The sequence below is a fragment of the Gracilibacillus alcaliphilus genome (genome assembly GCF_016909015.1).
Classification (GTDB): domain Bacteria; phylum Bacillota; class Bacilli; order Bacillales; family Amphibacillaceae; genus Gracilibacillus; species Gracilibacillus alcaliphilus.
Map to the genome: position 1 here is coordinate 18,726 of NZ_JAFBFA010000011.1, position 24,983 is coordinate 43,708.

General features: G+C 40.2%; 22 protein-coding genes. 11 read left to right on the forward strand and 11 right to left on the reverse strand.

The window, feature by feature from the left end; translation table 11 throughout:
* Positions 1-7 precede the first annotated feature (7 nt).
* The 9 genes from mnhG to JOD18_RS10055 form a co-directional block, all read right to left on the reverse strand.
* Positions 8-346, reverse strand: a complete 339-nt coding sequence (gene mnhG, locus JOD18_RS10015; RefSeq protein WP_204668984.1) for a monovalent cation/H(+) antiporter subunit G — start codon at positions 344-346, stop codon at positions 8-10.
* On the reverse strand, positions 339-617 hold the full coding sequence (locus tag JOD18_RS10020) for a Na(+)/H(+) antiporter subunit F1 (RefSeq protein WP_204668891.1): 279 nt from the start codon (positions 615-617) through the stop codon (positions 339-341). Before JOD18_RS10020 ends, mnhG begins: the two co-directional genes overlap by 8 nt.
* Complete coding sequence (locus tag JOD18_RS10025) at positions 617-1,093, reverse strand: Na+/H+ antiporter subunit E (RefSeq protein WP_204668892.1); 477 nt, start codon at positions 1,091-1,093, stop codon at positions 617-619. Before JOD18_RS10025 ends, JOD18_RS10020 begins: the two co-directional genes overlap by 1 nt.
* A 5-nt stretch (positions 1,094-1,098) precedes the next feature.
* Positions 1,099-2,583: a Na+/H+ antiporter subunit D gene (locus tag JOD18_RS10030; RefSeq protein ID WP_204668893.1), complete on the reverse strand. Its 1,485-nt coding sequence runs from the start codon at positions 2,581-2,583 to the stop codon at positions 1,099-1,101.
* On the reverse strand, positions 2,576-2,914 hold the full coding sequence (locus tag JOD18_RS10035) for a Na(+)/H(+) antiporter subunit C (RefSeq protein WP_204668894.1): 339 nt from the start codon (positions 2,912-2,914) through the stop codon (positions 2,576-2,578). Before JOD18_RS10035 ends, JOD18_RS10030 begins: the two co-directional genes overlap by 8 nt.
* Positions 2,914-3,348 (reverse strand): Na(+)/H(+) antiporter subunit B, encoded by a 435-nt coding sequence (locus tag JOD18_RS10040; protein WP_204668895.1) that lies wholly within the window; start codon positions 3,346-3,348, stop codon positions 2,914-2,916. Before JOD18_RS10040 ends, JOD18_RS10035 begins: the two co-directional genes overlap by 1 nt.
* On the reverse strand, positions 3,345-5,762 hold the full coding sequence (locus tag JOD18_RS10045; RefSeq protein ID WP_204668896.1) for a Na+/H+ antiporter subunit A: 2,418 nt from the start codon (positions 5,760-5,762) through the stop codon (positions 3,345-3,347). Before JOD18_RS10045 ends, JOD18_RS10040 begins: the two co-directional genes overlap by 4 nt.
* Positions 5,763-6,502: 740 nt before the next feature.
* Positions 6,503-7,669, reverse strand: a complete 1,167-nt coding sequence (locus tag JOD18_RS10050; protein WP_204668897.1) for a DUF4317 domain-containing protein — start codon at positions 7,667-7,669, stop codon at positions 6,503-6,505.
* 782 nt (positions 7,670-8,451) lie between these two features.
* Positions 8,452-9,195: a DUF421 domain-containing protein gene (locus JOD18_RS10055; protein WP_239588047.1), complete on the reverse strand. Its 744-nt coding sequence runs from the start codon at positions 9,193-9,195 to the stop codon at positions 8,452-8,454.
* Positions 9,196-9,407: 212 nt separating this feature from the next.
* On the opposite strand from JOD18_RS10055, the gene JOD18_RS10060 reads away from it, so the two are divergent.
* The 3 genes from JOD18_RS10060 to JOD18_RS10070 all read left to right on the forward strand — a co-directional run bounded on the left by JOD18_RS10060 (position 9,408) and on the right by JOD18_RS10070 (position 13,243).
* A complete protein-coding gene (locus JOD18_RS10060; protein WP_204668898.1) occupies positions 9,408-10,124 on the forward strand; it encodes an EcsC family protein in 717 nt (238 codons plus the stop codon).
* Between the two features lie 269 nt (positions 10,125-10,393).
* Entirely contained in the window at positions 10,394-12,460 is a 2,067-nt protein-coding gene (locus JOD18_RS10065; protein WP_204668899.1) for a cation:proton antiporter, read from the forward strand.
* 537 nt (positions 12,461-12,997) lie between these two features.
* Positions 12,998-13,243 carry a hypothetical protein gene (locus JOD18_RS10070; RefSeq protein ID WP_204668900.1) on the forward strand — a complete coding sequence of 82 codons (246 nt, stop codon included), beginning with the start codon at positions 12,998-13,000 and terminating at the stop codon, positions 13,241-13,243.
* Positions 13,244-13,247: 4 nt separating this feature from the next.
* Here JOD18_RS10070 and JOD18_RS10075 read toward each other — a convergent pair whose 3' ends face one another.
* Together JOD18_RS10075 and JOD18_RS10080 are read right to left on the reverse strand one after the other, a co-directional pair.
* On the reverse strand, positions 13,248-13,646 hold the full coding sequence (locus JOD18_RS10075; protein WP_204668901.1) for a helix-turn-helix domain-containing protein: 399 nt from the start codon (positions 13,644-13,646) through the stop codon (positions 13,248-13,250).
* Between the two features lie 380 nt (positions 13,647-14,026).
* Positions 14,027-14,767: an SIS domain-containing protein gene (locus JOD18_RS10080; RefSeq protein WP_204668902.1), complete on the reverse strand. Its 741-nt coding sequence runs from the start codon at positions 14,765-14,767 to the stop codon at positions 14,027-14,029.
* 289 nt (positions 14,768-15,056) lie between these two features.
* Between JOD18_RS10080 and JOD18_RS10085 the strand changes: the two genes are divergently transcribed.
* The 8 genes from JOD18_RS10085 (at position 15,057) to JOD18_RS10120 (ending at position 24,980) form a co-directional block, all read left to right on the forward strand.
* Positions 15,057-16,430: a PLP-dependent transferase gene (locus tag JOD18_RS10085; protein ID WP_204668903.1), complete on the forward strand. Its 1,374-nt coding sequence runs from the start codon at positions 15,057-15,059 to the stop codon at positions 16,428-16,430.
* A gap of 61 nt (positions 16,431-16,491) precedes the next feature.
* A complete protein-coding gene (locus JOD18_RS10090) occupies positions 16,492-17,613 on the forward strand; it encodes a sugar ABC transporter substrate-binding protein (protein ID WP_338029518.1) in 1,122 nt (373 codons plus the stop codon).
* A gap of 106 nt (positions 17,614-17,719) precedes the next feature.
* The gene (locus tag JOD18_RS10095; protein ID WP_239588048.1) at positions 17,720-19,237 is read left to right on the forward strand and encodes a sugar ABC transporter ATP-binding protein; all 1,518 of its coding nucleotides are present in this window, start codon (positions 17,720-17,722) and stop codon (positions 19,235-19,237) included.
* The gene (locus JOD18_RS10100) at positions 19,234-20,247 is read left to right on the forward strand and encodes an ABC transporter permease (RefSeq protein WP_204668904.1); all 1,014 of its coding nucleotides are present in this window, start codon (positions 19,234-19,236) and stop codon (positions 20,245-20,247) included. Before JOD18_RS10095 ends, JOD18_RS10100 begins: the two co-directional genes overlap by 4 nt.
* 79 nt (positions 20,248-20,326) lie before the next feature.
* Positions 20,327-21,544: an S-methyl-5-thioribose kinase gene (gene mtnK, locus JOD18_RS10105; RefSeq protein ID WP_204668905.1), complete on the forward strand. Its 1,218-nt coding sequence runs from the start codon at positions 20,327-20,329 to the stop codon at positions 21,542-21,544.
* 14 nt (positions 21,545-21,558) lie between these two features.
* A complete protein-coding gene (gene mtnA, locus JOD18_RS10110) occupies positions 21,559-22,623 on the forward strand; it encodes an S-methyl-5-thioribose-1-phosphate isomerase (protein WP_204668906.1) in 1,065 nt (354 codons plus the stop codon).
* Positions 22,624-22,649: 26 nt separating this feature from the next.
* Positions 22,650-23,447 carry a class II aldolase/adducin family protein gene (locus tag JOD18_RS10115; RefSeq protein WP_204668907.1) on the forward strand — a complete coding sequence of 266 codons (798 nt, stop codon included), beginning with the start codon at positions 22,650-22,652 and terminating at the stop codon, positions 23,445-23,447.
* Positions 23,448-24,980: an aldehyde dehydrogenase family protein gene (locus JOD18_RS10120; protein ID WP_204668908.1), complete on the forward strand. Its 1,533-nt coding sequence runs from the start codon at positions 23,448-23,450 to the stop codon at positions 24,978-24,980.
* The last annotated feature ends 3 nt before the right edge of the window (positions 24,981-24,983 follow it).

Below are 24,983 nucleotides of genomic sequence, written 5' to 3' on the forward strand. Positions count from 1 at the left end.
CCTTTTATTATTGCTGTTTATCGTACATTTTTTTTAAATCATCGACAACTGTATTTTTGGCTAGTTTCACCCCATTGCGATAGGCAGAACGCGCCAAGAACAGACTAGCTACAGGAGCTGTAAGGAATAAGAACAGAATCGCTAGCAGAATTTTTGCGTTCAAATCTCCTTGTGACAGAAAATGGATAAAGACAGCTAACATAATAAAGATCACGCCTAAGGTGGCACTTTTTCCAGAGGCGTGCGCCCGGCTGTATACATCTTTGAGCCGCAAGATGCCAATCGCACTGACAACGGCGAAGAAGACACCGATAATAACAAATGCTAAGACCACTATATCAATCATCACGTTCAATGACTACACCTCTTTCTAGGAATTTCGAGAGAGTCAAGGTTCCGACAAAGCCGAGGATTGTTAGGACTAATACGATATCAGAAAATACTGTAGTATTCTGTAAAATCATAAAAATTCCGATTATGCCGGCAAGTAATACACCAATCGCATCTAGGGCAAGAATTTTATCCTGAATAGAAGGACCAAGCAATAATCGAATAAACAGCAGCAGAAGTCCAAATGATAATACACATAAGGCAATAATCAGCACTGTATCAAACATTACTTTGTCACCTCCATAATCGCCTTTTCGAAGGATTCCTGAATATCCCTAATCATCGCTTGTTTATCAGGTACGTCAATCGCATGTACATAGATTGTTTTACTGTCTGACGAGAAATCCATTGAAATAGTTCCCGGTGTCAGCGTGATCAAGGCTGCCAAGATAGAAATTTCAAAATCAGATTCTAACTTGGTTTTTACAGCAACAATACCAGGCTGATGGTTTTGTTTAGGGTTTAACACAACCTTGACCACATCGATATTAGCCTTAATCAGCTCTATAAAGAATAAGCAGATTAATTTGATCGCGGCCCACACTCTGTTTATGTAGAAATCAAACATCAGGAAGCGGCGAATAATAAACAAGATGATAATCCCAATAATATACCCGGCAAAAAAAGTGGCAAAGGTATATTCATTATGCAGAAACATCCACAGTACGGCAATTAAGACATTTATCAGCATTTGAAAAGCCATAATAACTACTCCTTAAGTACAGAATCGATATAGTTAGCGGGATCCATAATATCTTCTGCCACCTCTAGTGAGTAGGTAAAGATCGGTTCCGCTGCAAAACCTAAAATAATGGCTAACGCCACTAGTGGAAAGATAGGAAGCAACAGTTTCCTCACTGGAACACTGGCTTGCTCCTTGGTATGCTTTTGCTTACCCCAGAAGGCGTAGCTGAATATTTTTATCATCGAGAACAGAGTCAGTAAACCGACTAATAAGGCGACTCCGGCAATGACATATTGTCCTTCCTCAAAACCAGATAATATAATCGGAAATTTACTAAAGAATCCACTCAATGGCGGAATTCCTGCTAATGAAACAGCCGTAATAAAGAAAAACCATGCCAGCCAAGGATGAGTTCCCAGCAGTCCGCCCATTTTCTTAAGATCAGTTGTTCCTGTAATGCGTTCTGTCACCCCGGCGAATAAGAACAGCGCTGTTTTTACAATCATATGATGGGCGATATAATAAATGGCGCCTGCAACAGCCAGCGGAGTAAAAATACCGAGTCCCATCACCATATAACCAACCTGACTAATAATATGGTAAGAAAGAATTCGTTTGAAATCAAATTGTGAGACTGCACCTAATACCCCAAATAGCATGGTAAAACCGGCAATGGTTACAATCAGTTCCTTATGTGTAAAGCCGATATCATGGTTAAACATAAGCGTAAAGGTGCGAATAATGGCATAGATACCGACCTTGGTCAACAGACCGCCAAAAAGGGCTGCAATTGCCGCCGGCGGACCAAAGTAAGATCGAGGCAGCCAAAAATATAACGGAAATAAGGCACCTTTAGAAGCAAAGACCACAAATAATAGCATCGCAACAAAGTTAAGGGCACCTGCTTGATCCAGTTCTGCCACCCGTTCTGCAATATGAGCCATATTCATGGTGCCAGTAATGGCATAAATCCAGGCGATGGCCGCAATAAACAGAGCAGAAGCAAAGATGTTAATAATGACATATTTAAATGATTCTCTCAGCTGATAACCTGTGCCGCCATGGACAATTAACCCATAAGAAGCAATCAGCATTACTTCAAAGAAGACAAATAAATTAAATAAGTCGCCGGTAAGAAAGGCGCCGTTTACACCAATCATTAAGAATAGGTATAAAGGGTAGAAGAATTGCTTTTCCCGTGTCTCAGCCACTGTCTGAAAGGCAAAGAACAGACAGATTGTACCTACTAAATTGGATAGGAGCAGCATAAAGGTAGAAAGTAAATCAGCTACAATTACAATACCAAAAGGTGCCTCCCAGTTCCCAACTTCTAACACAATCGTTCCGTGCAGATAGACGATGACAGCCAGATAGATGGAAAGAGTCAACAGGAATGACATAGTGATACCACTAAGTATTCGCTGTGCTGTTATCCTTTTTGCAAGTAAAATCAATATCGCTCCGATTATAAATGGAATGACAATCGGTAAAATAATTAGATTATTCATCAGCAGAACCCCTTAAATCTTCTAAATCATCTGTCTTGTGCACTTTATAGGTGCGGTAAGCCATTACTAAGAGCAAGGATGTAACGGCAAAACTAATCACAATTGCCGTTAAGATCAATGCATGCGGCAATGGGTCAGTATAGGCATCAGCGGCAAAACTTAAGATGGGAGCGTCCCCTCTTTGCAAGCCAGGCATTGTAAGCAGCAGCAGATGAACACCATGTGATAATAATAAGGTCGCCACTGCTACCCGAAGCAGATTACGAGACATCATCAAGTAAATGCTCACCATAAAAATAATCCCAATCATAATCGCCATCAATACTTCCATTATTTATCATCCTCTGCGATCGTTAAAATAATTGTTAGTGCACTGCCAACCACGACGAAGTATACACCTAAATCAAAGGGCAGGGCAGTTGTTAACTCTACTTCGCCAAGAATCGGTATGGTAAAATAATCAAAAAATTGTTTTAGATAAGGATATCCGAACAGCATCGATACTACCCCGGTCAGACTGGCAAAAAGTAATCCGATTCCGATTATTTTGACGAAATCAATCGGAATCGCCTTTTTGATTGTCTTCATATCAAAGGCTACATATAGAATCAATATGGCACTGGAAGTCATCAGTCCACCAATAAACCCACCGCCCGGGTTGTTATGCCCAGCCAGTAATAGATAGATAGAGAAGGACAGAACAACTAAGATAATCAACCGTGCTAAGGTTTGCAGCATCATGTCATTTGGTTTTATTGGCTTCATACATCCTCCCTCCCTTTGAACCGTAACTTAATCAAACTAATTACTGACAGTGTGGCAATTGCGACCACAAGGGCTTCTAACATTGTATCCAGTCCACGGAAATCAACTAAGATCACATTGACGACATTATACCCTCCTGCCTCTTCTTTAGAGTTTTCGATGAAAAACTCTGCGATAGAAGGGAAGTTCGCTTCTTGTCCTAATGAAAAAGCACTAAGTGAAATAATGGTCATCATCAGGCCGAATCCGCCCGCAATCAGTAATTTAACTAGTTTTATTCCAATGGCTGTCTTTTCCTTTTGGAGCTTTGGTAGATGATAGAAAACCAACATGAACAGAATAACGGTTACCGTTTCAACAAGTAACTGAGTTAAAGCCAAATCAGGAGCCCGGAAGATTACGAAAAACAAGGCTACTATAAAGCCGGTTACCCCGGTAACTACAATAACAGCCACACGATTCTGCAAGAACGGTATGACAACCACCGAACTAATGAATACGATAAAGATCAGCCACATAAAAGGCGGAATCGGTGATAAATCGAGTGAGCCAATGTCCGGCAGGTTGTAGCGGTACATTGTATAACCCATCAGCAGGATAATAAAAGCACACATATAAATAAAATAATCACGCAGTCTCCCTGTCATTTGTATACGAGTCAACCATTGAGAGCCTTTAATCAATCCGTCATAACCATAGTCATAGCCATAATTGAACAAGTCTCTTTCCCCGCGGTAAAAGGCAGAGTTTTCCCATTTCCTAAAGGTGAGGAAGAGCAGCACGCCTAAGATAATCACGCCAATTGTCATCCATAACTCTGGCTGAAATCCATGCCAATGATAGATATGCACATCAAACTGCTCGCCAGCGGCTAAGATACCCGGCAGAATCGCAGAAATGGCTGGTGCAATAATCGAATAGGCAAGAATACCAGGGAATAACCCGATGATGATCACAAGCAAACCTAATACAACTGGGCTGATTAACATCCCGACAGGTGCCTCATGGACATGTTTTACCTTCAATTTGCTGATATCAAATTTGCCGGTAAAGGTACGGAAGAACATAATCAGACAGTATAAGAAGGTAAATACACTAGCCACCCAGGCGACGATCGGAATAATCAATCCAAATGTTTCTAGGTGAAAGATGCCGTAATCCAGCACATTTAACATCCCGGTAAAGAATAACTCCTTACTGAGAAAGCCATTAAACGGCGGCAGTCCAGCCATTGAGGCAAGACCGACAAGGGAGATCGTGGCAGTCACTGGCATTATTGTCATCAAACCACCCAACTTACGGATATCTCTCGTCCCAGTTTCATGGTCAATAATGCCAACTGCCATAAACAGGCTGCCTTTAAAGGTGGCATGGTTGATTAAATGAAAGACGGCAGCTAAGATCGCCGTTTTATATAAGGCATTATCGCCATCTTGAAAATAAAAGGCAGCAGAACCAACACCAAGCAGACTCATAATTAATCCTAGCTGACTAACAGTCGAGAAGGCGAGTATACCCTTTAAATCCTTTTGTCGAACGGCAGAGACAGAGCCCCATAAAAGAGTGGTGAGACCAGCAATGGTAATGATCCAGAACCATTCCGGTGTGCCGCCAAATACGCCTGTTAACCGAGCCACTAAATAGATCCCGGCCTTTACCATGGTAGCTGAATGCAGGTAGGCACTAACAGGTGTCGGAGCTTCCATCGCATCTGGCAGCCAAATGTGGAATGGAAACTGGGCTGATTTTGTAAAGGCTCCTAATAATACTAAGATCATCGCAGGCAGGAATAGCCCGCTTGTTATAATGAGGTCGGCATTGGCAACTAATTCGCGGATGCTGAAGGTGCCGGTGATCACGTATAACAGTGAAAATCCACCTAGCATAGAGAGCCCGCCAAATACAGTAATATACATTGATTTTTGGGCACCATAAATAGATTTTTCGCGGCTGTACCAATAACTGATTAACAGGGAAGAGGCAATACTGGTCACTTCCCAGAATACATAGACTACGATCAGGTTATCAGATAATACAACGCCAAGCATCGCTCCCATAAACATCAAGAGATACACATAGAAGTTATGTAATCTTTCTTTCCCTTTTGCCAGATAATAGATCGAGTATAGGACAACTAACGCCCCAATTCCGGTAATCAATAAAACAAACAGCAAGCTTAAGCCATCCAGATAAACACTAAAATTAATACCAAGCGAAGGCACCCAAGGCAGCACCTCGAGAATGGTTTCACCAGAAGAGGTGACAGGCAGAAAAGTTAAGAAATAAATAAATAGTGCGAAAGGAAGGAGTAAAACAAACCATCCTGTATGTATTCTTTTCATATATTTATATAGAAATGGGATAAGTATAGCTACAAGAAATGGTGATAGTACAGCCCAATGCAGCAAAGACAAATTAATTCCTCCTTTACATATAAAACAGCCGAAATTTACGCTCATAAAGACCAGCTAGTTTACAGTATAACGGATTGAAAAGGTAAATGCATGTAAAAAAAAGGATAATCGTCTTTTTGTCACTTCTTATATTAAATAGGTAGAAACCACTCGAAATCAGATCAAAAAAATTATAAGAAATTTTAAATAAGGGGTAAATATCCAAATGGGTGACTGGAAATGATGGATAACAATTTGCTTTTGAATATGTCATTATATTAGAGTTATTCTTCTATATTCGACACTTTTTACGAAAAACAAGTCGAATTGGTTATCCGTTTGTCGCTTATTGTATGACATTTCTTGTTTGTCCATGTGGGGTATCCGCTCCAAAGTGCGTTTCAGAGGCGCTGATGATCAGCAAACGTATTCGTATCTGCTTTATACGGTAAAAAAATCGACTGAGGTAAAACAAAAACGTTAGAGCAAGAAACGAATCGTCTTTTTTCCTTTACTAGGTGAAATAGCGTGAAAAGTTGTGGAGCAAAGAAAAAGGGACCGGTCCAATTATAGATCTGTCCCTTGCTTCTTGTTCCGCAAACACGCTCCACCACTGCACCTCTCAATGACAGCCTTTATTTACTAAAAATCCGAACCAAAGGCTCTATTGTTTGAAGGCTTACTTGGCAACTAAACTTTTGTCCCGGCATCGGAAAGTAGGTAGGTGACACTGGGGAAGTTTATCACCAAAAACACTTGCTTTATTTAAATGCCTCTGGAATCAGTGTAAATCCATCAATCACGGTATCTTCTTCGACCTCAATCATCAGATAACGTCTCCCGTCCATTTGTACTTGCCGAACATGACGTAAGTCTTCCGGGCTGACAGAAATATTAGCTACCTTGGTATTGATCTTAATGGATTTGGAGTTAAACTTTGGCACAATATTCCGTGCCTTTAATTCGTAATTGGTATCGTCGATGACATTTTTAAACGCCGTTTCTACTTTTTCTGTGCTGAGATCTTCTATTCCGCTGGATGTTAGTATTCGTTCAACGTCTTTATAATCTATCGTCGGTACGTCTTCCTCCTCGGTATCTTCTGCCACACGGTGAATTTCTTCATAGACATTGGCCAGGGTGGAAGAGTTTAATTGGTGTCCAACGGCATCACGCACCACCTCTTCAAAAGCAATCTTATCATCCTTAGCTGTCATGGTCTCCTCGGCATTCAGTACTTCCTCGATAAACATCTCGTCTGGTTCATTCGCCTTACCGGCAACATATAATACACGATTGACATCTTGTGCATTGTCGGTAATACATGGAAAAAGGAATCCGCCCATCGGCGCCTGCAAGTTAATAATCGGATCCACCATTACATTGTACTTAAATTGTTTTTGAATATAGTCAAATTGTAATTCCTTTTTAGGATCTTGTGTTTTATTGATACTGCATAGGATAAATGGGTGATGGTAAACCGAATCATAATGACTGCCTTCGTCACCATCTTGATGTTTTCTCATTGGTTTGACATATTCGCCATGAATAAACGTGATAACCACATCCATCTCATATTGCCTGTCTTGCAGTATTTTCTCTACCATAAGAAGCATTTGCTGCTGCCATTCTTCATTTGTTGCTGCTAATAATCCTTTATGTAAAATAAGCTGTGAAGAATCTTCCACATCTGACTGGAATTTCAATTCAAATAACTTTTCATCCAGCTGGCCGGTTAATAATTTTTTGAAATTGATCATAAATAATTCCTTTTCATCCTGATCAAGCATTTCAAACGGCTGGCTCTGTTGATGATAGATATCACTGGATTCCTTCATAATGTATACGTTAAAAATTTCGTGAACCTTCATTTTATCATTATCTACTTTGAATTGCTTCCGGATCGTAGCAATATCTTGTTTATTCATTCCTGCATCGCTCCTGTATAGTTAATTGCGGTGTCAGCCGACCATAAGACGGCTCATACTAATTGTCGTTATCCACCGATAAAGGATGAAGCTACTGTCGATGGAAGTCTTGCGTTATCACTATCCACTATATCATGTTTCGCAAAATGATTTAAGCTATCCAAAGTATAATCGTTATTCTTTTTCAACAAAAAAAACCATGGCTCTTAGCCATGGATTCGGTGTACACTTTAGTTAGCTTTTAATTTTTTGCAAAATACTTACTTTGCCGCTACCTTGGCATGATGAGCAAGCAATCTCTCCCTCGCCATCACAAGATTCACATTTGTGTATGCCGTAATCCAACCCTTCTCCTGAACAACTCGGACAGCGTATTAAACCTTCCCCATTACAATCTTTACACTTCACGGTAGTTCCTCCTTTATAAATTTTGGCTTAGGAAACGTTGACAAAGGTGTGCTGCAACGCTACTTACTACGAAGGTAAAATAACGTTGCAACGAAGTTTGGAAGATGAGGTACACCTTCCCACTTGCTATATTATGAAGGGGTTAGTAATACATACCACCATTTCTGAAAAAGTAATCCTATTTTATTTAAGTGTAATCAAATTGTAATAATAGAGGTTGTTTGAAACTAACAAGTCCTGCAGACATCGCTGTCCATGAAAACTTTGATTGCCCTCCTTGTTTAGCGTGAAAATGAACCAACTGCAACCGCTGGGAAAGGTTTCGTATAAAAATCCCAATAAAAATGCCGCAGCGAATTTCTGCATTTTCTTAGCTAACCATTCAAAGGAGGGGTGTCAGGGGGGACAGTCTGATAAAGTGAAACATACAGCTCGTTTGCCATATTAACTGAGGCAAAAAAGACTTCCCTGCTGTCTGTGATGCCATGTTTAGCTAGTTCAGCTGTCAACCATTGCTGATTCAAGTTTCTAGCTTCCAGTCCTTTTGTATGGATAGCCCCCTCCAGGATGACTGGAAAAGTTAAAGGAGGAGGTGATGGCGGAATTTGTAATTTATCAAGGGTGACCAGCTGTTTTTCTGGTTTTTTCAATACGCTTAATGCCCCATTTCCTTCAATAATAGCGATATGTACCTCTTGGATATCAAATATGCCCTTGTCACGCAGCATTTGTAACAGGTTATCAATCGAAAAACCAATCTTTTTCAATGGCTGATGCAGAATCATTCCCTCATATATGACAGTAGTCGGAGTAAAATTGATAAATTTATTTATTTTTCGATGAGAAAGCTTTACATGTGATACAATTTTCTGTAAAAGAGCAATCAAAATAATCGCTACAACAGTCGGGCCATGGCTGATATCAGGGTTGCCAATATCGGCACCGACAACAGAAGCTAGGGTAATGATTACCAGGAAGTCGAAGATAGGTACTTCCCCCATGGCACGGCGGCCCATAAATAAAGCAACTGCAAGAAATAAAGGGAGCAGAGTAACTACTCTCAGGACAACAATCAAATAATCGTTCAGAAACGAAATCGCAGTCACCTCCATATGCATTTATTTTCCTTATTTTTCACAAAATGAATGAAAATATGTATTTTCTTAGTATAAATACGATGAAAGTGAAGCATAAAAGAGAGTTGGATCGTATATAAAAGGAAACTTGTCGGGGAGCCCAGCGCTGCTTATTTTCTGCCAAAATTTTAAAAACGCTGGGGTATTACCTCGGGATGAATTATAATTTAACGATTTAACACTGGAGGAATAATATGAATGCGTATGAACAACAAGCTTACCAAGAATTATTAGATTGGGAACTGGATATTTTAAAAAAACAAAGCATGTTTCAGAAATTGTCCAAACGTACACAGGATAAAATAAATCAGCATATTCCTGAAAAAGCACATCAAATCATCACCGAATCGATTAAACAAATGGTAAAAACCACGCTCGTTGGTTCTGAAATGACGACCAGCAAAGCAAGTCCTGTCTTCGAATCACTTGAAGAACAAGAAAAACGTGTACAAGAGAAGCTGGAAAACTATCGCAAAACAGCGATGGTCGAAGGAGCAGGCACCGGAGCAGGCGGTTTTTTCTTAGCACTTGCTGACTTTCCTTTACTGTTGTCAATCAAGATCAAGTTCCTCTTTGAAGCAGCAACCATCTATGGATTTGATACATCTAATTATGAAGAGCGCCTGTATATTTTGCATGTGTTTCAATTAGCCTTCTCCAGTGATGATAAGCGAAGAGAGGTTTACTATTTTATTAAACATTGGGAAGAGGAGCGAGAACGGTTGACAGATATGGATTGGCGCTCGTTCCAACAAGATTATCGCGATTATATCGATTTAGTGAAGATGCTCCAGCTAATACCAGGATTTGGTGCCATTGTAGGGGCATATGCCAATTATAATTTATTGGACCAATTGGGGAAGACGGCAAAGAACTGTTATCGAATGAGGTTACTGGAACAGGTGGAGTAAATTTTTCGTGCGAAGAAAGACATTTTGTGGTATATTTTTTGAGGATTTATCTTTTTTAATTAGAAAACTTAGCAGTTAGATAACTTTATATGGCACATACTGTTATCGTAAAGGGCAAACTTGTCCAGCAGTCATGCCTGTTGGCCGTGAGATTTGCGTCGATCAAACAGCGAAATAAACTTTCTTTGGGTGCAAGCTTCGCCATGTTTTCTTATGAATGGGGAGATAGTGCCTGATTCAACAACTACGAAGATTGGTAGGTACAACGTATGACTTTTCCCATAACAGAGCCGGTTATCATATTTGCACTGGCGATGGTGATTTTCTTTCTAACACCGCTTCTCATGCAAAAAATACGAATACCTGGCATTATCGGACCGATCTTAGCAGGAGTTATTGTAGGTCCAAACGGTTTTCACTTGCTTGAGCGGGACCAGACAATTGAATTACTAGGAGCAGTTGGTCTCCTATTTATTATTTTTATTGCCGGATTAGAGTTGGATATTGACGGCTTTAAGAAATACCGTAAACGAAGCTTGGTGTTTGGTTCTATAAGCTTCTTCATTCCATTTATTCTGGGGATGAGTATTACCTTATTGTTGGATTTCTCCATGTCTGCGGCTATTTTAGTTGGATCTATTTTAGGCTCTCATACCTTATTAGCTTACCCCATTGTCAGCCGGCTGGGGATTGCCAAGAACAAGGCAGTAACAACGGCGGTTGGAGGGACCCTGTTAACCGATTCCTTCGCCATGTTTATTCTGGCAATTATAGCTGGTATTACGACTGGACAAGTAAATGCCCAGTTTTGGATACAGTTAATCGTATCTACGATCATTTTTGTCTTTATTATGTTAAAAGTAGTACCCCTGCTTTCTAAGTGGTTTTTCCGCCATTTTGGAACAGAAGGTGTCACGAATTTCACCTTTGTCATGGTGATCTTATTTGGAGCGGGATTTTTAGCGATCCTTGCTGGGTTACAGCCAATTATCGGGGCATTCTTAGCCGGACTGGCATTGAATCGCTATGTCCTTAAACACAGTGCCCTGATGAACCGAATTCGTTTTGTTGGCAACGGTTTGTTTATTCCCTTTTTTCTTTTATCTGTCGGGATGTTAATGGATGTGAAAATATTATTCACTGATCCAGAGGTTTGGATGCTAACAGGAGCTATTGTTGTTGCTGTTATGGTTGGTAAAGCCTTGGCACCGATTATTGTCAGCAAGCTTTATCATTATGACAAAACAGAGAGAAATATCATGATTGGATTAACGGTTCCTCAAGCAGCTGGCACGCTAGCGGCAACACTGGTCGGGTATGATATTGGCTTATTAGATCAAGCCTTTGTTAATGCGGTTATTATTAAAATCCTAATCACGTGTATTGCTGGGCCTTACTTAGTGGAAAAATTCGCTAGAAGACAAGCTTTAACAGAGGAAAATATTCCACAGTCACAAGGCAATGCACCGGAACGGATCATGATTCCGATTGCTAATCCCAACACGATGGAATCGTTGATTGATGTAGCAAATTCGATCAAACGAGAGCACACCAATGATCAGCCGATCTATCCATTAAGTGTGGTCCGGGAAGAGGCAGAAGGAACAAAAGAACAGGTTGCCCAAGCTGAACGAATGCTGGGGCGTGCCCATTTATATGCTGCCGGTGCTGAGATTCCGATTCGTATCTTGACGAAGGTAGATAAAGATATTATTCACGGTATTTCTAGGGCTATTATTGAGGAGCGCATTAATACGGTTGTAATAGGCTGGAATGCACAACGAAATCAGAACACAAGAATAGGTCCGATTCTGGATCGTTTGGTTGATGAAACTAACTTATCGGTGTTGATTACTAGAGTGGATATTCCGCTAGAAACAGTGAAGCGCATCGTGCTCATTCTTCCATTTGGTATTGATCATAAACCTGGATTCTATGAAGCTATTGAACGTATGAAGATACTTACCAGCCGCTTGAATGCAAATTTAATGGTAGTGGTAGTTAAGGGAATGCAAGAGCATTACGAAGCCTACTTTAAGAAAATTCGCCCGAATCCAGATACGGTATTTTATCGTGTGGAGAACTGGCATGAATTACGGAGCCAGCATACCGATAAACTATTAAAGGATGATATAGTAATATTATTGAGTGCGAGAAAAGGAACGATTGGCTGGCATCCACAACTGGACAAAATGCCGGAGTATTTAGCTCAGATTCATCCAGAAGGATTTATTATCTATTATCCAACCGAAGAAAAAGAAGTTGATTTACGGGGTTCCAAAGGTTTGGATGTGCCGAAAGAAGTTTTAATGGCAAGTGACTATGATAAGGAATAATCGATAAGTTTATGGGTAAAATCGTCACCGGATGATTTTACCCATTATTTTTCTAGACAAGGTATAGAAAAAGGAAGATTATATTACGGACGCAGAAATAGAAATAGATACCGGTAATGATTAGAAAATCACAATTACAGTCAGTAATTCCCCCAGAAACAGCATGGCTCAAGTGTACTCATCAAGGTAGTAGTTGCCTTGACATGCGTAAATAATGTGTGTATCTGTCGGATAAATGACTAACAAGTGAAGTAATCATCTTTGCCTTCACGGCTATTCTTTTGAATATGCTTAATTGTATAAAGCTTGTTATTTTCCATAGGGTATGATATATTTATAGGAACAAATGTTCTGTTTGGTTAACAGGATCTACAACTTCGGTCTTTCATCATTCTGTCTTTTCCTAAGTAAGTCATTACATATTTCAGGGAAATTATCACCTCTCCAACACTTCCATACCATTCAGCTTAGTGCTAGACAAACCTTTCCATTTACTTTTGCAAAAGATAATAAAATTCATCAATAGGAGTGGTACCATTGATTAAACCATTAACTAGCTATACGATTGTTGATCAGCTTCATTCCAAGCAAGTCCTAGTTGATATCGAGCTGCAATTATTGCAAACAATCCATTTTTTGTTGGATGACGAAGTCTATACCAAGCGCGATGCAGCAATAGATTTATTGAGTGTGCTAGCCTTAGTAGAAATGCAGGAGACTAGTATTAGTCTGAAGCATATTAAAGAGGAATTAAGCAGTAAAAAAACCCAGACTGCGAAATAATTAATTATTCCGATTCTGAGTTTTTTTCTAAATTTATCTCATTTTTGATAAAAAGCCAAAGTCTGTTTAGCCGGCTTACTTGTTCAGTTGGTGCAGTACGCATATCATCTAGCAGCTGCAGTTTTTTTAATAATAACACTGTTTCCAAGTCTTCGTGAGATAGTGCTATCTCATTAGACAGTTTAAAGGGATGCTTTTTCGTATCAATAATACCTAATAAATAATCAACGGACACATCAAATATATCGGCCATTTTTTTGATAGAGTCCAAGGAAGGTTCATTTCTGCCCTGCTCATAATATCCGTAAGCACTAGTTGAGATATTTAATTTTTTAGCCATGTCTTCTTGTTTGATGCCATGCTCTTCTCTAAGATATCGAAGCCTGTTTTGAAATATTACCATTCTATTCTCCCTTTCTAGGGTGCATTATACAATGAATTGTGTCTAGGGAAATAAAATACAATGAAAAGTGGGTATATTTATTTATAAACAATTATTACTTGTTTATACTGAATCTATTCCATTTTATCTATGGATGATTAATATTTTGCTAAATAAAGGAGGTGCAGACCATAAACCCTTTACATTTTGATTCACAGACACCTTACTTTGTTGGAGATCCATTAGAAGATACGATCAATTTGTTAAAACCAATCCATTAAATCAATTACACAGTCGTGTGTCGGCTAGGTGCTAAGCAGTAAATTTCTATATAGGCCTTCAGATTGTTTGAGGATTTTTCACAGGCATAAAAAAGGAGAGTACGTACTCCCCTTAATTTTCTAAAAACGATAGTGAATCGTATCTTTGTATTTTTCATATAATGCAAGATTCTTCTCATCTCCCCCATCTATATTAGCACTGTAGAAGATGGGAGGAGTATCTATACCATGCTGTACAAGGCGCTCCACCGTTTCGGCTACAATTGTATTGACAATAGCAGCTCCGATTACGGTAGATGAGGGTGCTACTTTCTGATTTAAACCGTCTATGGTACAAGCTGCATCACCTACATCCCCATGATTGTCAATTACTATATCACTGCATTGATAGAGATTTTTACCAGATGGATGCCGGGAAGTAATCTGTTTGGAATAGTTTAAGTTAGTTATGCAAATAACATGAACACCTAGTTCTTGAGCGGCTATTGCCAAGTCAATAGTAACTGAATTTCGGCCAGACACAGAGTGAAGAATCAGCACGTCTCCTTTTTTCATTGGGGTCTTCTCTGCCAGTAGTGTGCCATATCCAGCTAAACGCTCCATTTTACTAGTATAGCTGATAGGTTCTACGTCTAACTGCAGATCTTTGGCAAAAATAGGATTGATGCTGATTAGTCCACCTGCTCGATAATATAATTCTTGAGCAATAATACCCGCATGACTAGCGCCAAAGGCAAAGATAGATTTCTTTGCTAAGATAGCATCAGTTAATAAAGCTACTGCCTGCTCTATTTTCTCCTTTTCCTGTTTTTCCACTATGTCGAATAGTTGTCGAATTTTTTCAAAATACTGATAGGGCATGAAAAAACCTCCTCATTTTGATATAAATACATAGACTAATCAGCAGTGATGTTAGTATGTATTTGTTTTCTATTATATAAAAATACGGTTAGAGAAAGAAGTTATTTACCATTGTGCTAACCTCCTGTGATGAATGGCTGATTAAATTAATACTTCATTTTCTCTTATAAACAAACACAATAAATAATTCTACGGAAAATTCTAAAAATCGATAGTAGAATAGTAGTGTTTCATAGTATAATGGAGAGTACTGGACATATCATATGTTATTTTGGAGGTTCGATCATACATGGATAAACATCTAGAAACATTATTATTACATGGAGGGCAAGTACCTGATCCGGCAACCGGTTCTCGTGCGGTTCCTATCTATCAAACAACTTCTTACGTCTTTGAAGATACAGAACATGCAGAAAAGCTTTTTTCACTGCAAGAAGAGGGCAATATATATAGTCGAATGATGAATCCGACAGTAGACGTTTTTGAGAAAAGAATGGCCTTATTGGAAAATGGCGTAGCCGGAGTCGCTACTGCTTCAGGTATGGCAGGAATCGCACTTTCTATATTAAATATCGCCTCTGCCGGAGATGAAATCGTAGCTGCCACAAATATCTACGGAGGAACGTATAACTTATTTTCCATTACATTACCTCGATATGGTATCAATGTTCGTTTTGTTGATCCAACCGATCCTGATAATTTTCGTCGGGCAATTAATCACAAAACAAAGGCTGTCTTTGCTGAAACAATCGGAAATCCGGGTTTACATGTGTTAGATATACCAGCTGTGGCGAAGATTGCTCACGAATCGTCTGTTCCGCTAATTATTGATAATACGTTTGCCACTCCTTATGTATGCCGTCCTATTGAACAAGGCGCAGATATTGTTGTACATTCTGCAACAAAATGGATTGGCGGACATGGGACATCAATTGGAGGCATTGTAGTAGATGGCGGGAAGTTTGATTGGAACCAGCCAAAGTTTTCTGGTTTTACCGAGCCCGATCGAAGCTATAATGGTCTCGTGTATGCGAAAGACTTTGGAGATATTGCTTTTGCGACAAAATTGCGTGTGCAATTACTACGTGACTTAGGTGCTTGTTTAAGTCCGTTTAATGCATTTCAACTGTTACAAGGTCTTGAAACATTAAACTTACGTGTACAGCGCCATAACGATAATGCCATGGAGCTGGCAACTCGTTTAGTGCAACACCCTGCTGTAAGCTGGGTCACTTACCCAGGGCTTGCCAGCCACCCTTCTCATTCATATGCCAAAGAACACCTGGAGCATGGATTTGGTTCCATGGTTGTATTCGGCATTAAAGGGGGCAGAGAAGCAGGCAGTAAACTAATTAATAATATGAAACTCTGGTCACATTTGGCAAATGTAGGGGATGCGAAGAGTTTGATTATCCATCCGGCTACAACTACTCATTTGCAACTGACTAAGGAAGAGTTAGAAGAAACAGGTGTGAGTGAAGATTTGGTACGTCTTTCTGTTGGTTTGGAGAATATCGATGATTTATTTAGTGACTTGGATGAATCGCTTCAAAAGGCAACAGACTCGTCTTATTCCGATTCAGCGAGCCAGTCGACGACAGAAGAGATGGTAGAACGCTTAACAGCAGAAGTGATTAAACAACTGCAGAGCAAACGTATTTAGGACGGATAAGGCATATCAAAGAGATATGTTTATCATATAAAAATATAGGGGGTTAATTAGGGTGAAAAAGAGAAATTGGTTTTTATTAGTTGTTGCTGCAAGTATTTTGCTTTTGTTGGCAGCTTGTGGCCAAGATGAGGGAACGGAGGGTTCCGCAGATAATACGGAAGCATCTTCAGGCGAGACAAACTTAGAAGGTGTACCTGAGGCATTCCAGGCGGATGATCCACTAAAGATTATGATTATCCGTAAAATTGGCGGGGATGATCATACACAACAATTCTTAGCAGGTGCTCAGCAAGAAGCTCAAGCACTTGGTATGGAAGTAGATACGTATACGGCAAATGGTGACACTGCTAATTTCCATGATACGTTATCGATGGCAATCAACCAAGGGTATGATGGATTAGTGATCTCGCATGGTGATGATGACCGAACTGTAGAATTAATTGAACAAGCAAGAAACAACGATATAGAAGTAGTTGCTTTTGATACGAATGAAGGTGCCTTGGAAGTGGATGGTGTAACACTTACATCGCAAAATGATGAGGAGTTGGCCAAGTTAGCCTTAGAGAAATTGGTAGAGGAGCACCCGGAAAGCAATATTGGCTATCTTTGGGTAGATGGATTCCCACCAATGGTGAAGCGTAATGCAGTCTATGAAGAGGTATTGGCTGATAATCCAGGTATCGAGGAAGTGAAGCGTTTTGGTGATGCACAAGATCCGCAAACGAAATCACAAGAGGCAGTAGGAGCTTGGTTAACAGAGTTGCCTGAAGGTGAATTAGACGCTATTTTTGCAACATGGGATGCGTTTGCTGTTGGTGCCGCTCGTGCTTTGAAAGAAGCTGGCAGAGAAGATATTGATATTTATGGTATTGATGTGTCTAATGCCGATCTTCAGTTAATGCAAGAAGAAGGCAGTCCATGGAAATACACGGCAGCCGTTGATCCAAAAGTAATTGGTTCGGTGAATGTCCGATTACTTGCGAAGAAATTTGCTGGTGAAGAAACACCAGAAACAGCTACATTGGATGCCTTTATGATTTCTCAAGAAGAGCTTAATGCATCTGAGGCAGACGTGAATATGGAAACATTAGCAGACGTAGTAGATGGCTGGGGTGAATCAGACCAATTCCTAGAAGATTGGATGACAACCTTAAAAGACAGTAATTCTAACTAAAAAATAGGGATGGGAGGGTAGTCATGGAGACTAGCTTCCTGTCCTGCTAATTTCTTTAAACATCTTACAGGCGGCAGCGGTATGAAAAAAGATAGAGAGGTATGTGATGACATTGGCAGAAACAGCACTTCAAATGCATAATATAACGATTGATTTCCCTGGAGTACGGGCATTGGATAATGCTCAATTTGCTATGGACACTGGAAGGGTGCATGCCTTAATCGGTGCAAATGGAGCAGGGAAATCTACATTGATGAAGGTTCTGTCTGGTGCGTATTCACATTATACGGGAGAGATTCTTCTGGATGGACAGCCTGTAGATATTCGTTCACCACAAAAGTCAAAGGGATTGGGCATTCAAATTGTCTATCAAGAGGTGGATACAGCATTAATCCCCTATTTAACGGTTGGTGAGAATATTATGCTGAATCATATGGTGAATGAAATGGGCAGGAAGCAGTTAATTCGTTATTCTGCTATTCATCAACAGGCGAAGAAACTTTTAGACAGGCTGAATATTCAAGTTTCATCTCGCAGTTTAGTCAGTTCCTTAACATTGGCAGAAAAACAAATGGTGTTAATTGCAAGAGCTATCTCAACCGATTGCCGTTTTTTGATTCTTGATGAACCGACTGCACCACTCAGTATGACGGAAACAGAAAGATTGTTCGACATTGTTCGTCAATTGCGAGATAATAATGTAGGGGTTATTTTTATTTCACACCGCCTTCAGGAATTATTTGAAATTTGTGATGATATTACCGTTATGCGTAATGGCCGGTTTATTAGCCAGAATAATATTTCGGAAGTTACTATCAATGATATTGTAGAAAAAATGCTCGGAAAACAATTAGACGAACAGTTCCCTGTCATTGATAGAGAAATCCACCAAACCATTTTTGAAGTGGAACATTTGTGTGATGATGAAAAGGTAGAAGACGTCACTTTTCATGTTCACGCAGGTGAAGTTATTGGTTTGGCAGGCCTAGTAGGAGCTGGAAAGACAGAGATTTGTAAGGCACTTTTTGGACAGGCAAACCATGTGCGAGGAAAAGTAAAGCTGCACGGAAAGCCCTTGAACATACGTACACCGCATCAAGCAGTGAAATCAGGGTTGGCCTTAGTTCCGGAAGAGCGCCGGAAAGAGGGCATTCTCGTTGACGAGAATGTTAGAACAAATTTAACGGCGGCGAATCTAGGTTCTTTTGTGCGGGTCTTATCCTTTTTAGATTTTAAGAAGGAGAAAGAAGCCTCGCATAAGGTGGTAAAAGACTTAGATGTGAAAACACCATCCATCGAAACAAAGCTTGCATATCTTTCAGGTGGTAATCAACAAAAAATAGCGATTGGGAAATGGCTGATTGCTGATGCAGATGTCTACATCTTTGATGAACCTACAAAAGGAGTAGATGTCGGATCGAAAAAAGATATTTTTACACTTATATTAGAATTGGCCAAAAGGGGGAAGGCGATAATCTATGCCTCCAGTGAATTAGCAGAGATTATCGGAATCACAGATCGCACCTACTTAATATATGACGGAAAGGTTGTCAAAGAAGTGGAAACGAGAAAAACGACAGAGGAAGAACTATTATTCTATTCGACAGGGGGAAGGGATTCATGAGTGCCAATTTAGACAGCTCAAACCAGCCATCTTCTCCAAAAGGGTCGAAGGTAAGCTTTGATTTTTTCCAATTCCTATATAAATATGGAACAATTCTGACGATCATTGTTTTGATTATTGTATTTTCGATTGCGAATCCATCCTTTTTACAATGGAGTAATGTGGAGAATATTTTGCGCTCAATATCGATTGTAACTATTATTGCCGTTGGTTTAACGATCTCCTTATCGGTTAATGGTTTTGACCTGTCGATAGGATCAGTAGCTTCCCTAGCCAATGCTGTGGTTATTTCGATGTTTGTTTGGTATTCGCAAAATACGTTTGTTGCTATTATTTCAGCACTCTTGGCAGCTGCCTTAGTCGGTTTGTTGAACTCTTTTCTGATTGTGAAAATGAAGATTCCCGACATGCTGCTGACTCTGGCCATGATGTTTGTCATCCAGGGAGTGGCATTGACATATACACGAAGTGCAACCATTTCTCCGAATATGATCATGCCTGACGGGAGTTACTCAGAAGGAACCATTTCTAAGGTTTTTTCTCTGTTAGGACAGGCACCTTATATCATCATTATTATGTTTGTAGTCGTGATAATCGCACATATTTTCCTCACCTATACTAAACATGGCCGCTATATGTACGTGATTGGCGGGAATGAGGAAGCAGCTAGATTATCTGGTATTCCTGTTAATAAATATAAGGTGCTTGCTTATGTCTTATCTGCCTTATTAGCGGCTTTGGGTGGTATTATCCTTGCTTCTCGGGTTATGCAGGCAGAGATCAATGCAGGTAGTGATTACCTTATGGATGCCGTGGCGGCAGCTTTTATCGGTCTGTCAGTGATGGGGGCTGGTAAGCCAAATGCGTTTGGAACATTTGTAGGGGCAGTGTTAATTGGTATTTTAGCTAATGGCTTGGTGATGATGTCTGTGCCGTATTATGCCATGGATATCGTCAAAGGCGGCGTCTTTGCATTAGCATTAGCTATTACCTACTACAAAATGAAATAGTACCAATCATATAGCAGTTTAACGCATAGATAAAAGCCCAAATATATTTTTACACAAGTCGAAATAGGAGGTAAGTAAAATGACAGATTTTTCAACCGAATATTTTACCATGAATGAAGAGCAAGCAAAGGAATATGCAATAAAGAGACTCAATTATTTTCAGCCGGATGCCGAATTATCATGTAAAGAAATAGGGGATGGCAACCTTAACTATGTCTTCCGGATTGTAGATCATAAACATAAGGATTCTATTATTTTAAAACAGGCAGGACCGGTGGCAAGAATCTCTGATGAATTTAAGGTTTCGCCAGATCGCAATCGGATTGAAAGTGATATTTTAAAAATTCAATATCAGTATGTACCAGAACATACGCCAAAGACTTATCAATATGATCCAATTATGAACTGCTTTGCCATGGAAGACCTCTCTGATCATGAAATTATGAGGAATGCCTTAGTTAAGCATCAAGTATTTCCGGACTTTGCCGATCATATTACAACCTTTATGGCCAATACTTTATTGTTAACTTCTGATGTAGTGATGAATCATAAGGAAAAGAAGGAATTGGTGAAAACTTTTATTAATCCGGAATTGTGTGAAATTAGTGAGGATCTAGTTTATACAGAACCATTCTACGATTGTGAACGCAATGAAGTATTTCCTGCTACTAGACCGTTTATTGAGAAAGAAATCTGGCAGGATGAGCAGCTCCAATTGGAAACTGCCAAATTAAAGTTTGATTTTATGACAAAGGCACAATCACTGATCCATGGGGACTTACATACAGGGTCGATCTTTATTAAAGAAGACAGTACCAAAGTCATTGATCCTGAGTTTGCCTTTTATGGCCCGGCTGGCTATGATATCGGCAATCTGATTGCCAACTTAATCTTTGCTTATGCCAATGGGAAAGCAGAGATTGAGGATGAAAAAGAGCGCCATGTATTTACAAATTATCTACTGACAACTATCAAGGACGTGATTGATTTATTTAAAGAAAAATTCAATCGCATCTGGAGTCAGTCTGAAATAGAACAGGTTGCTACCTATAAAGGTTTTCAAGCAGCTTATTTAGACAGTATTTTAGCAGACACGGCAGCTGTTGCAGGTTTGGAGTTATGCCGCCGAATTATCGGGCTGGCTCAAGTCATTGATATTACATCCATTGAGGATGAAGCAGCCCGGCAGCAAGCAGAAGAGAGGTGTCTCCGAGCTGCTAAACAATTTATTTTACAACGAGAAACTTTCAAGGATGGCGAAGATTTTGTCGCATTAGTGAAATCGTCATTTCAATAAAGGAGCTGAGCCAAATGACAGAACATGTGACGATAATTGAATCCGTGAAGCTGGATGATGCCAACGATGCGATTACTTTACTAGATCAAACCCAATTGCCAAATAAGAAAGAATATTTACAGCTGCAAACAGTTGACGATGTTTGGGATGCTATTTATGAGTTGAAAGTACGAGGAGCACCTGCGATTGGAATTGCAGCTGCTTATGGCATATATATTGTAACGAAGAAAAGTCAAGCAGCAGATTATGATGCTTTTTATCAAGAATTCCAGCAAGCAAAGGAAAAACTGGCCTCTTCACGTCCGACGGCAGTTAATCTGTTCTGGGCGCTTGACCGAATGGAGAAGAAGCTGGAAGAAGTAAAAGGGATGTCTATTGATCAAATCAAGCAGGCATTAAAAGAAGAAGCCGATTTGATTAAGAAAGAAGATCAAGAGGTATGTGAAGCAATAGGCCGCCATGCCTTGACTTTATTGGAACCTGAGGCTGGCATCCTAACCCACTGTAATGCTGGAACAATTGCTACGGCGAAATACGGGACTGCATTAGCACCTTTGTATTTAGGCCAAGAACAAGGCTATAATTTCAAAGTATATGCGGATGAGACAAGACCTTTATTGCAAGGGGCGCGATTAACCGCTTGGGAATTAGACCAGGCAGGTATTGATGTGACCTTGATTTGCGATAATATGGCGTCGATTGTCATGAGTCAGGGAAAAGTCCAAGCCGTCTTGGTTGGTTGTGACCGAGTCGCTGCCAATGGTGACGCCGCTAATAAGATTGGGACGTCAGGTGTTGCCATTTTGGCGAAGCATTATGGTATACCTTTCTATGTCTGTGCACCAATGTCGACCATTGATTTGCAAACAAAGACGGGAGCCGATATTGAAATCGAACTCCGTCCGGAAGAGGAAATCAAGACGAAATGGTACAGCGAACCAATGGCACCAGAAGGGGTAAAAACATACAACCCTGCCTTTGATGTGACAGATCATTCGCTTATTACAGCTATTATTACAGAACGAGGCATTGTCAAGCCGTCATACGAAGAGAATTTGGCTCAACTATTTGAAGATTAACATCGACGAGAAGGAGGGACAACGTTTTGTATCAAAAAAAGTACTATAGTGATTTTGAGGCAAAGAAATTAATTTGTGAAATAGGTAAACGTGTCTACCAAAAAAACTTTGTTGCAGCCAATGATGGAAATATTTCCGTCCGTGTTGGGTCGAATACGATTTGGACTACACCGACAGGAGTCAGTAAAGGATTTATGACACCAGATATGATGGTGAAGATGGACTTAGACGGTAAGGTTATTGCGGGTAAAAACAAACCTTCTTCAGAAGTTAAAATGCATCTGCGTGTTTACCGAGAAAGTCCGGAAACAAATGCAGTTGTACATGCCCACCCTCCGATTGCTACATCTTATGCAATTGCTGGAATTAACCTGGAGAAACCAGTTTCGCCAGAGGCGGTAGTCCTGCTGGGAAGAGTACCTGTGGCTCCATATGCCACACCAAGTACAGAAGAGGTGCCAGATTCTATTACACCATTTATCAAAGATCACCATGCTGTTTTATTAGCTAATCATGGGGCGTTAACATGGGGCCGCGATTTAATAGAAGCCTATTATCGTATGGAATCGTTAGAACATTATGCATTGATGCTCACGTATTCTACCAATATATTAAACAAGGCTAATGAGTTAAACTGTAATCAAATTTCAGATTTAGTAGATATGCGGAACAAGATGGGAATTAAGACCGGCGGAGTACCGCCATGTGATATTTCCAATCAGCCGGCACCAGCGACAGCATCAAAGGAAGCTATTATTCAAGAAATTGTCGAGAAGGTAACGAAACGAGTACTGGACCATTTACAGCAAGGGGGAAGAGTCTAGATGGAACTAAATGAACAGGATATTCAGCGGATTGTGGATGCAGTAGTGAAAAATGTCGAATCAGCAGTCAACAGTAAGCCGTTACCATCACAGCCTGCACCAATGAAGCTAAAGCAGTTCTCCATGGCATCTGAGCCAGCTGCTAGTAACTTTACTAGTCCTTCCTATACCCACCTTCCTGCCGGTGTATTCGAGCGAGTAAATGAGGCAGTGGAAGCGGCGGGGCAAGCACAAAAACAGTGGGTGAAGGATTATAAAATAGAAGACCGTAACCGTGTGATCGAGGCCATACGAGAAGCTGTTACAGCTAAGGCAGCTTATTTTGCAGAAGCAACTTTAAAGGAAACGAAGATCGGCAATCGTGCAGATAAAGAGCAAAAGCTTATATTAGCAGCAGAAAAAACACCTGGTACAGAGATTTTGACAACGGAGACTTTCAGTGGAGATAATGGTCTAACCTTTGTCGAACAGACGCCTTATGGTGTAATTGGTGCAGTAACGCCGGTAACTAATCCATTAGATACAATCGTCAATAATGGAATCTCCATGTTAGCAGCAGGAAACGCCGTTGTGTTTAATGTTCACCCTTCTGCTAAGAACATATCACAGGAAATGATTGCCTTATTGAATGACACAGTTGTTCAAGCTGGAGGTCCAGCTCACTTGCTGACGATGGTCAAAGAACCAACCATTGAAACTGTACAAGAAATTGCCAATCACCAACAGGTTCGTTTATTAGTCGGTACAGGCGGTCCGGGCATGGTGAAAAATTTATTAAAGTCAGGCAAAAAGGCAGTAGGTGCCGGTGCTGGAAATCCGCCGGTAATAGTAGATGAAACGGCTGACCTTAAGCAAGCAGCTAAATCTATTATTGAAGGAGCTTCATTTGACAATAATATTCTCTGTATTGGTGAAAAAGAAGTATTTGTGGTAGAAAGCGTCGCCGATGATCTTTTGTTTGAGTTGATGGCAGAAGGTGCACATATGTTGTCACCGCAGCAATTGGATGACGTGATGAAATTCACTTTGAAGGAGAATACGCAGGGTATTCCAGGAGGTTGTTCTTACTTGTCAAGAAGCTACCTTGTTTCTAAGGAATGGGTTGGGAAAGATGCCTCCGCAATCTTAGCTAACATAGGTATTCGTAATGTGCAGACACCGCTACTTTTGTGTGAGACAGATGCCGATCATCCATTTGTTCAATTGGAACAATTGATGCCTATCCTGCCGGTTGTTCGTGTGCAATCCATTGACGAGGCAATCGAGAAGGCAGTTCAAGCAGAACATAACAATCGCCATACAGCTGTGATTCACTCCAATCACATTGGAAATGTAACGGCATTTGCCCAAGCAGTCGGTACAACTATTTTTGTGAACAATGCTTCTTCGCTAGCTGGTGTTGGTTTTCATGGAGAAGGATTTGCGACAATGACCATTGCAGGGCCGACAGGAGAAGGTATTACATCGGCCAGAACATATACAAGGCAGCGTCGAACAGTTATCGCTAATGGCGGTTTGAATATTAGAGGGTAGGTG

What these genes read in the sequence shown, in the direction of transcription:
- JOD18_RS10040 (WP_204668895.1), bottom strand. Translation starts at nt 3,348, where the DNA reads ATGAAGCCAATAAAACCAAATGACATGATGCTGCAAACCTTAGCACGG.
- mtnA (WP_204668906.1), top strand. Translation starts at nt 21,559, where the DNA reads ATGACAGAACATGTGACGATAATTGAATCCGTGAAGCTGGATGATGCC.
- JOD18_RS10050 (WP_204668897.1), bottom strand. Translation starts at nt 7,669, where the DNA reads ATGAATAAACAAGATATTGCTACGATCCGGAAGCAATTCAAAGTAGAT.
- JOD18_RS10080 (WP_204668902.1), bottom strand. Translation starts at nt 14,767, where the DNA reads ATGCCCTATCAGTATTTTGAAAAAATTCGACAACTATTCGACATAGTG.
- mnhG (WP_204668984.1), bottom strand. Translation starts at nt 346, where the DNA reads ATGATTGATATAGTGGTCTTAGCATTTGTTATTATCGGTGTCTTCTTC.
- JOD18_RS10035 (WP_204668894.1), bottom strand. Translation starts at nt 2,914, where the DNA reads ATGGAAGTATTGATGGCGATTATGATTGGGATTATTTTTATGGTGAGC.
- mtnK (WP_204668905.1), top strand. Translation starts at nt 20,327, where the DNA reads ATGACAGATTTTTCAACCGAATATTTTACCATGAATGAAGAGCAAGCA.
- JOD18_RS10095 (WP_239588048.1), top strand. Translation starts at nt 17,720, where the DNA reads ATGACATTGGCAGAAACAGCACTTCAAATGCATAATATAACGATTGAT.
- JOD18_RS10100 (WP_204668904.1), top strand. Translation starts at nt 19,234, where the DNA reads ATGAGTGCCAATTTAGACAGCTCAAACCAGCCATCTTCTCCAAAAGGG.
- JOD18_RS10075 (WP_204668901.1), bottom strand. Translation starts at nt 13,646, where the DNA reads ATGGTAATATTTCAAAACAGGCTTCGATATCTTAGAGAAGAGCATGGC.
- JOD18_RS10060 (WP_204668898.1), top strand. Translation starts at nt 9,408, where the DNA reads ATGAATGCGTATGAACAACAAGCTTACCAAGAATTATTAGATTGGGAA.
- JOD18_RS10065 (WP_204668899.1), top strand. Translation starts at nt 10,394, where the DNA reads ATGACTTTTCCCATAACAGAGCCGGTTATCATATTTGCACTGGCGATG.
- JOD18_RS10055 (WP_239588047.1), bottom strand. Translation starts at nt 9,195, where the DNA reads ATGCATATGGAGGTGACTGCGATTTCGTTTCTGAACGATTATTTGATT.
- JOD18_RS10020 (WP_204668891.1), bottom strand. Translation starts at nt 617, where the DNA reads ATGTTTGATACAGTGCTGATTATTGCCTTATGTGTATTATCATTTGGA.
- JOD18_RS10025 (WP_204668892.1), bottom strand. Translation starts at nt 1,093, where the DNA reads ATGGCTTTTCAAATGCTGATAAATGTCTTAATTGCCGTACTGTGGATG.
- JOD18_RS10030 (WP_204668893.1), bottom strand. Translation starts at nt 2,583, where the DNA reads ATGAATAATCTAATTATTTTACCGATTGTCATTCCATTTATAATCGGA.
- JOD18_RS10120 (WP_204668908.1), top strand. Translation starts at nt 23,448, where the DNA reads ATGGAACTAAATGAACAGGATATTCAGCGGATTGTGGATGCAGTAGTG.
- JOD18_RS10085 (WP_204668903.1), top strand. Translation starts at nt 15,057, where the DNA reads ATGGATAAACATCTAGAAACATTATTATTACATGGAGGGCAAGTACCT.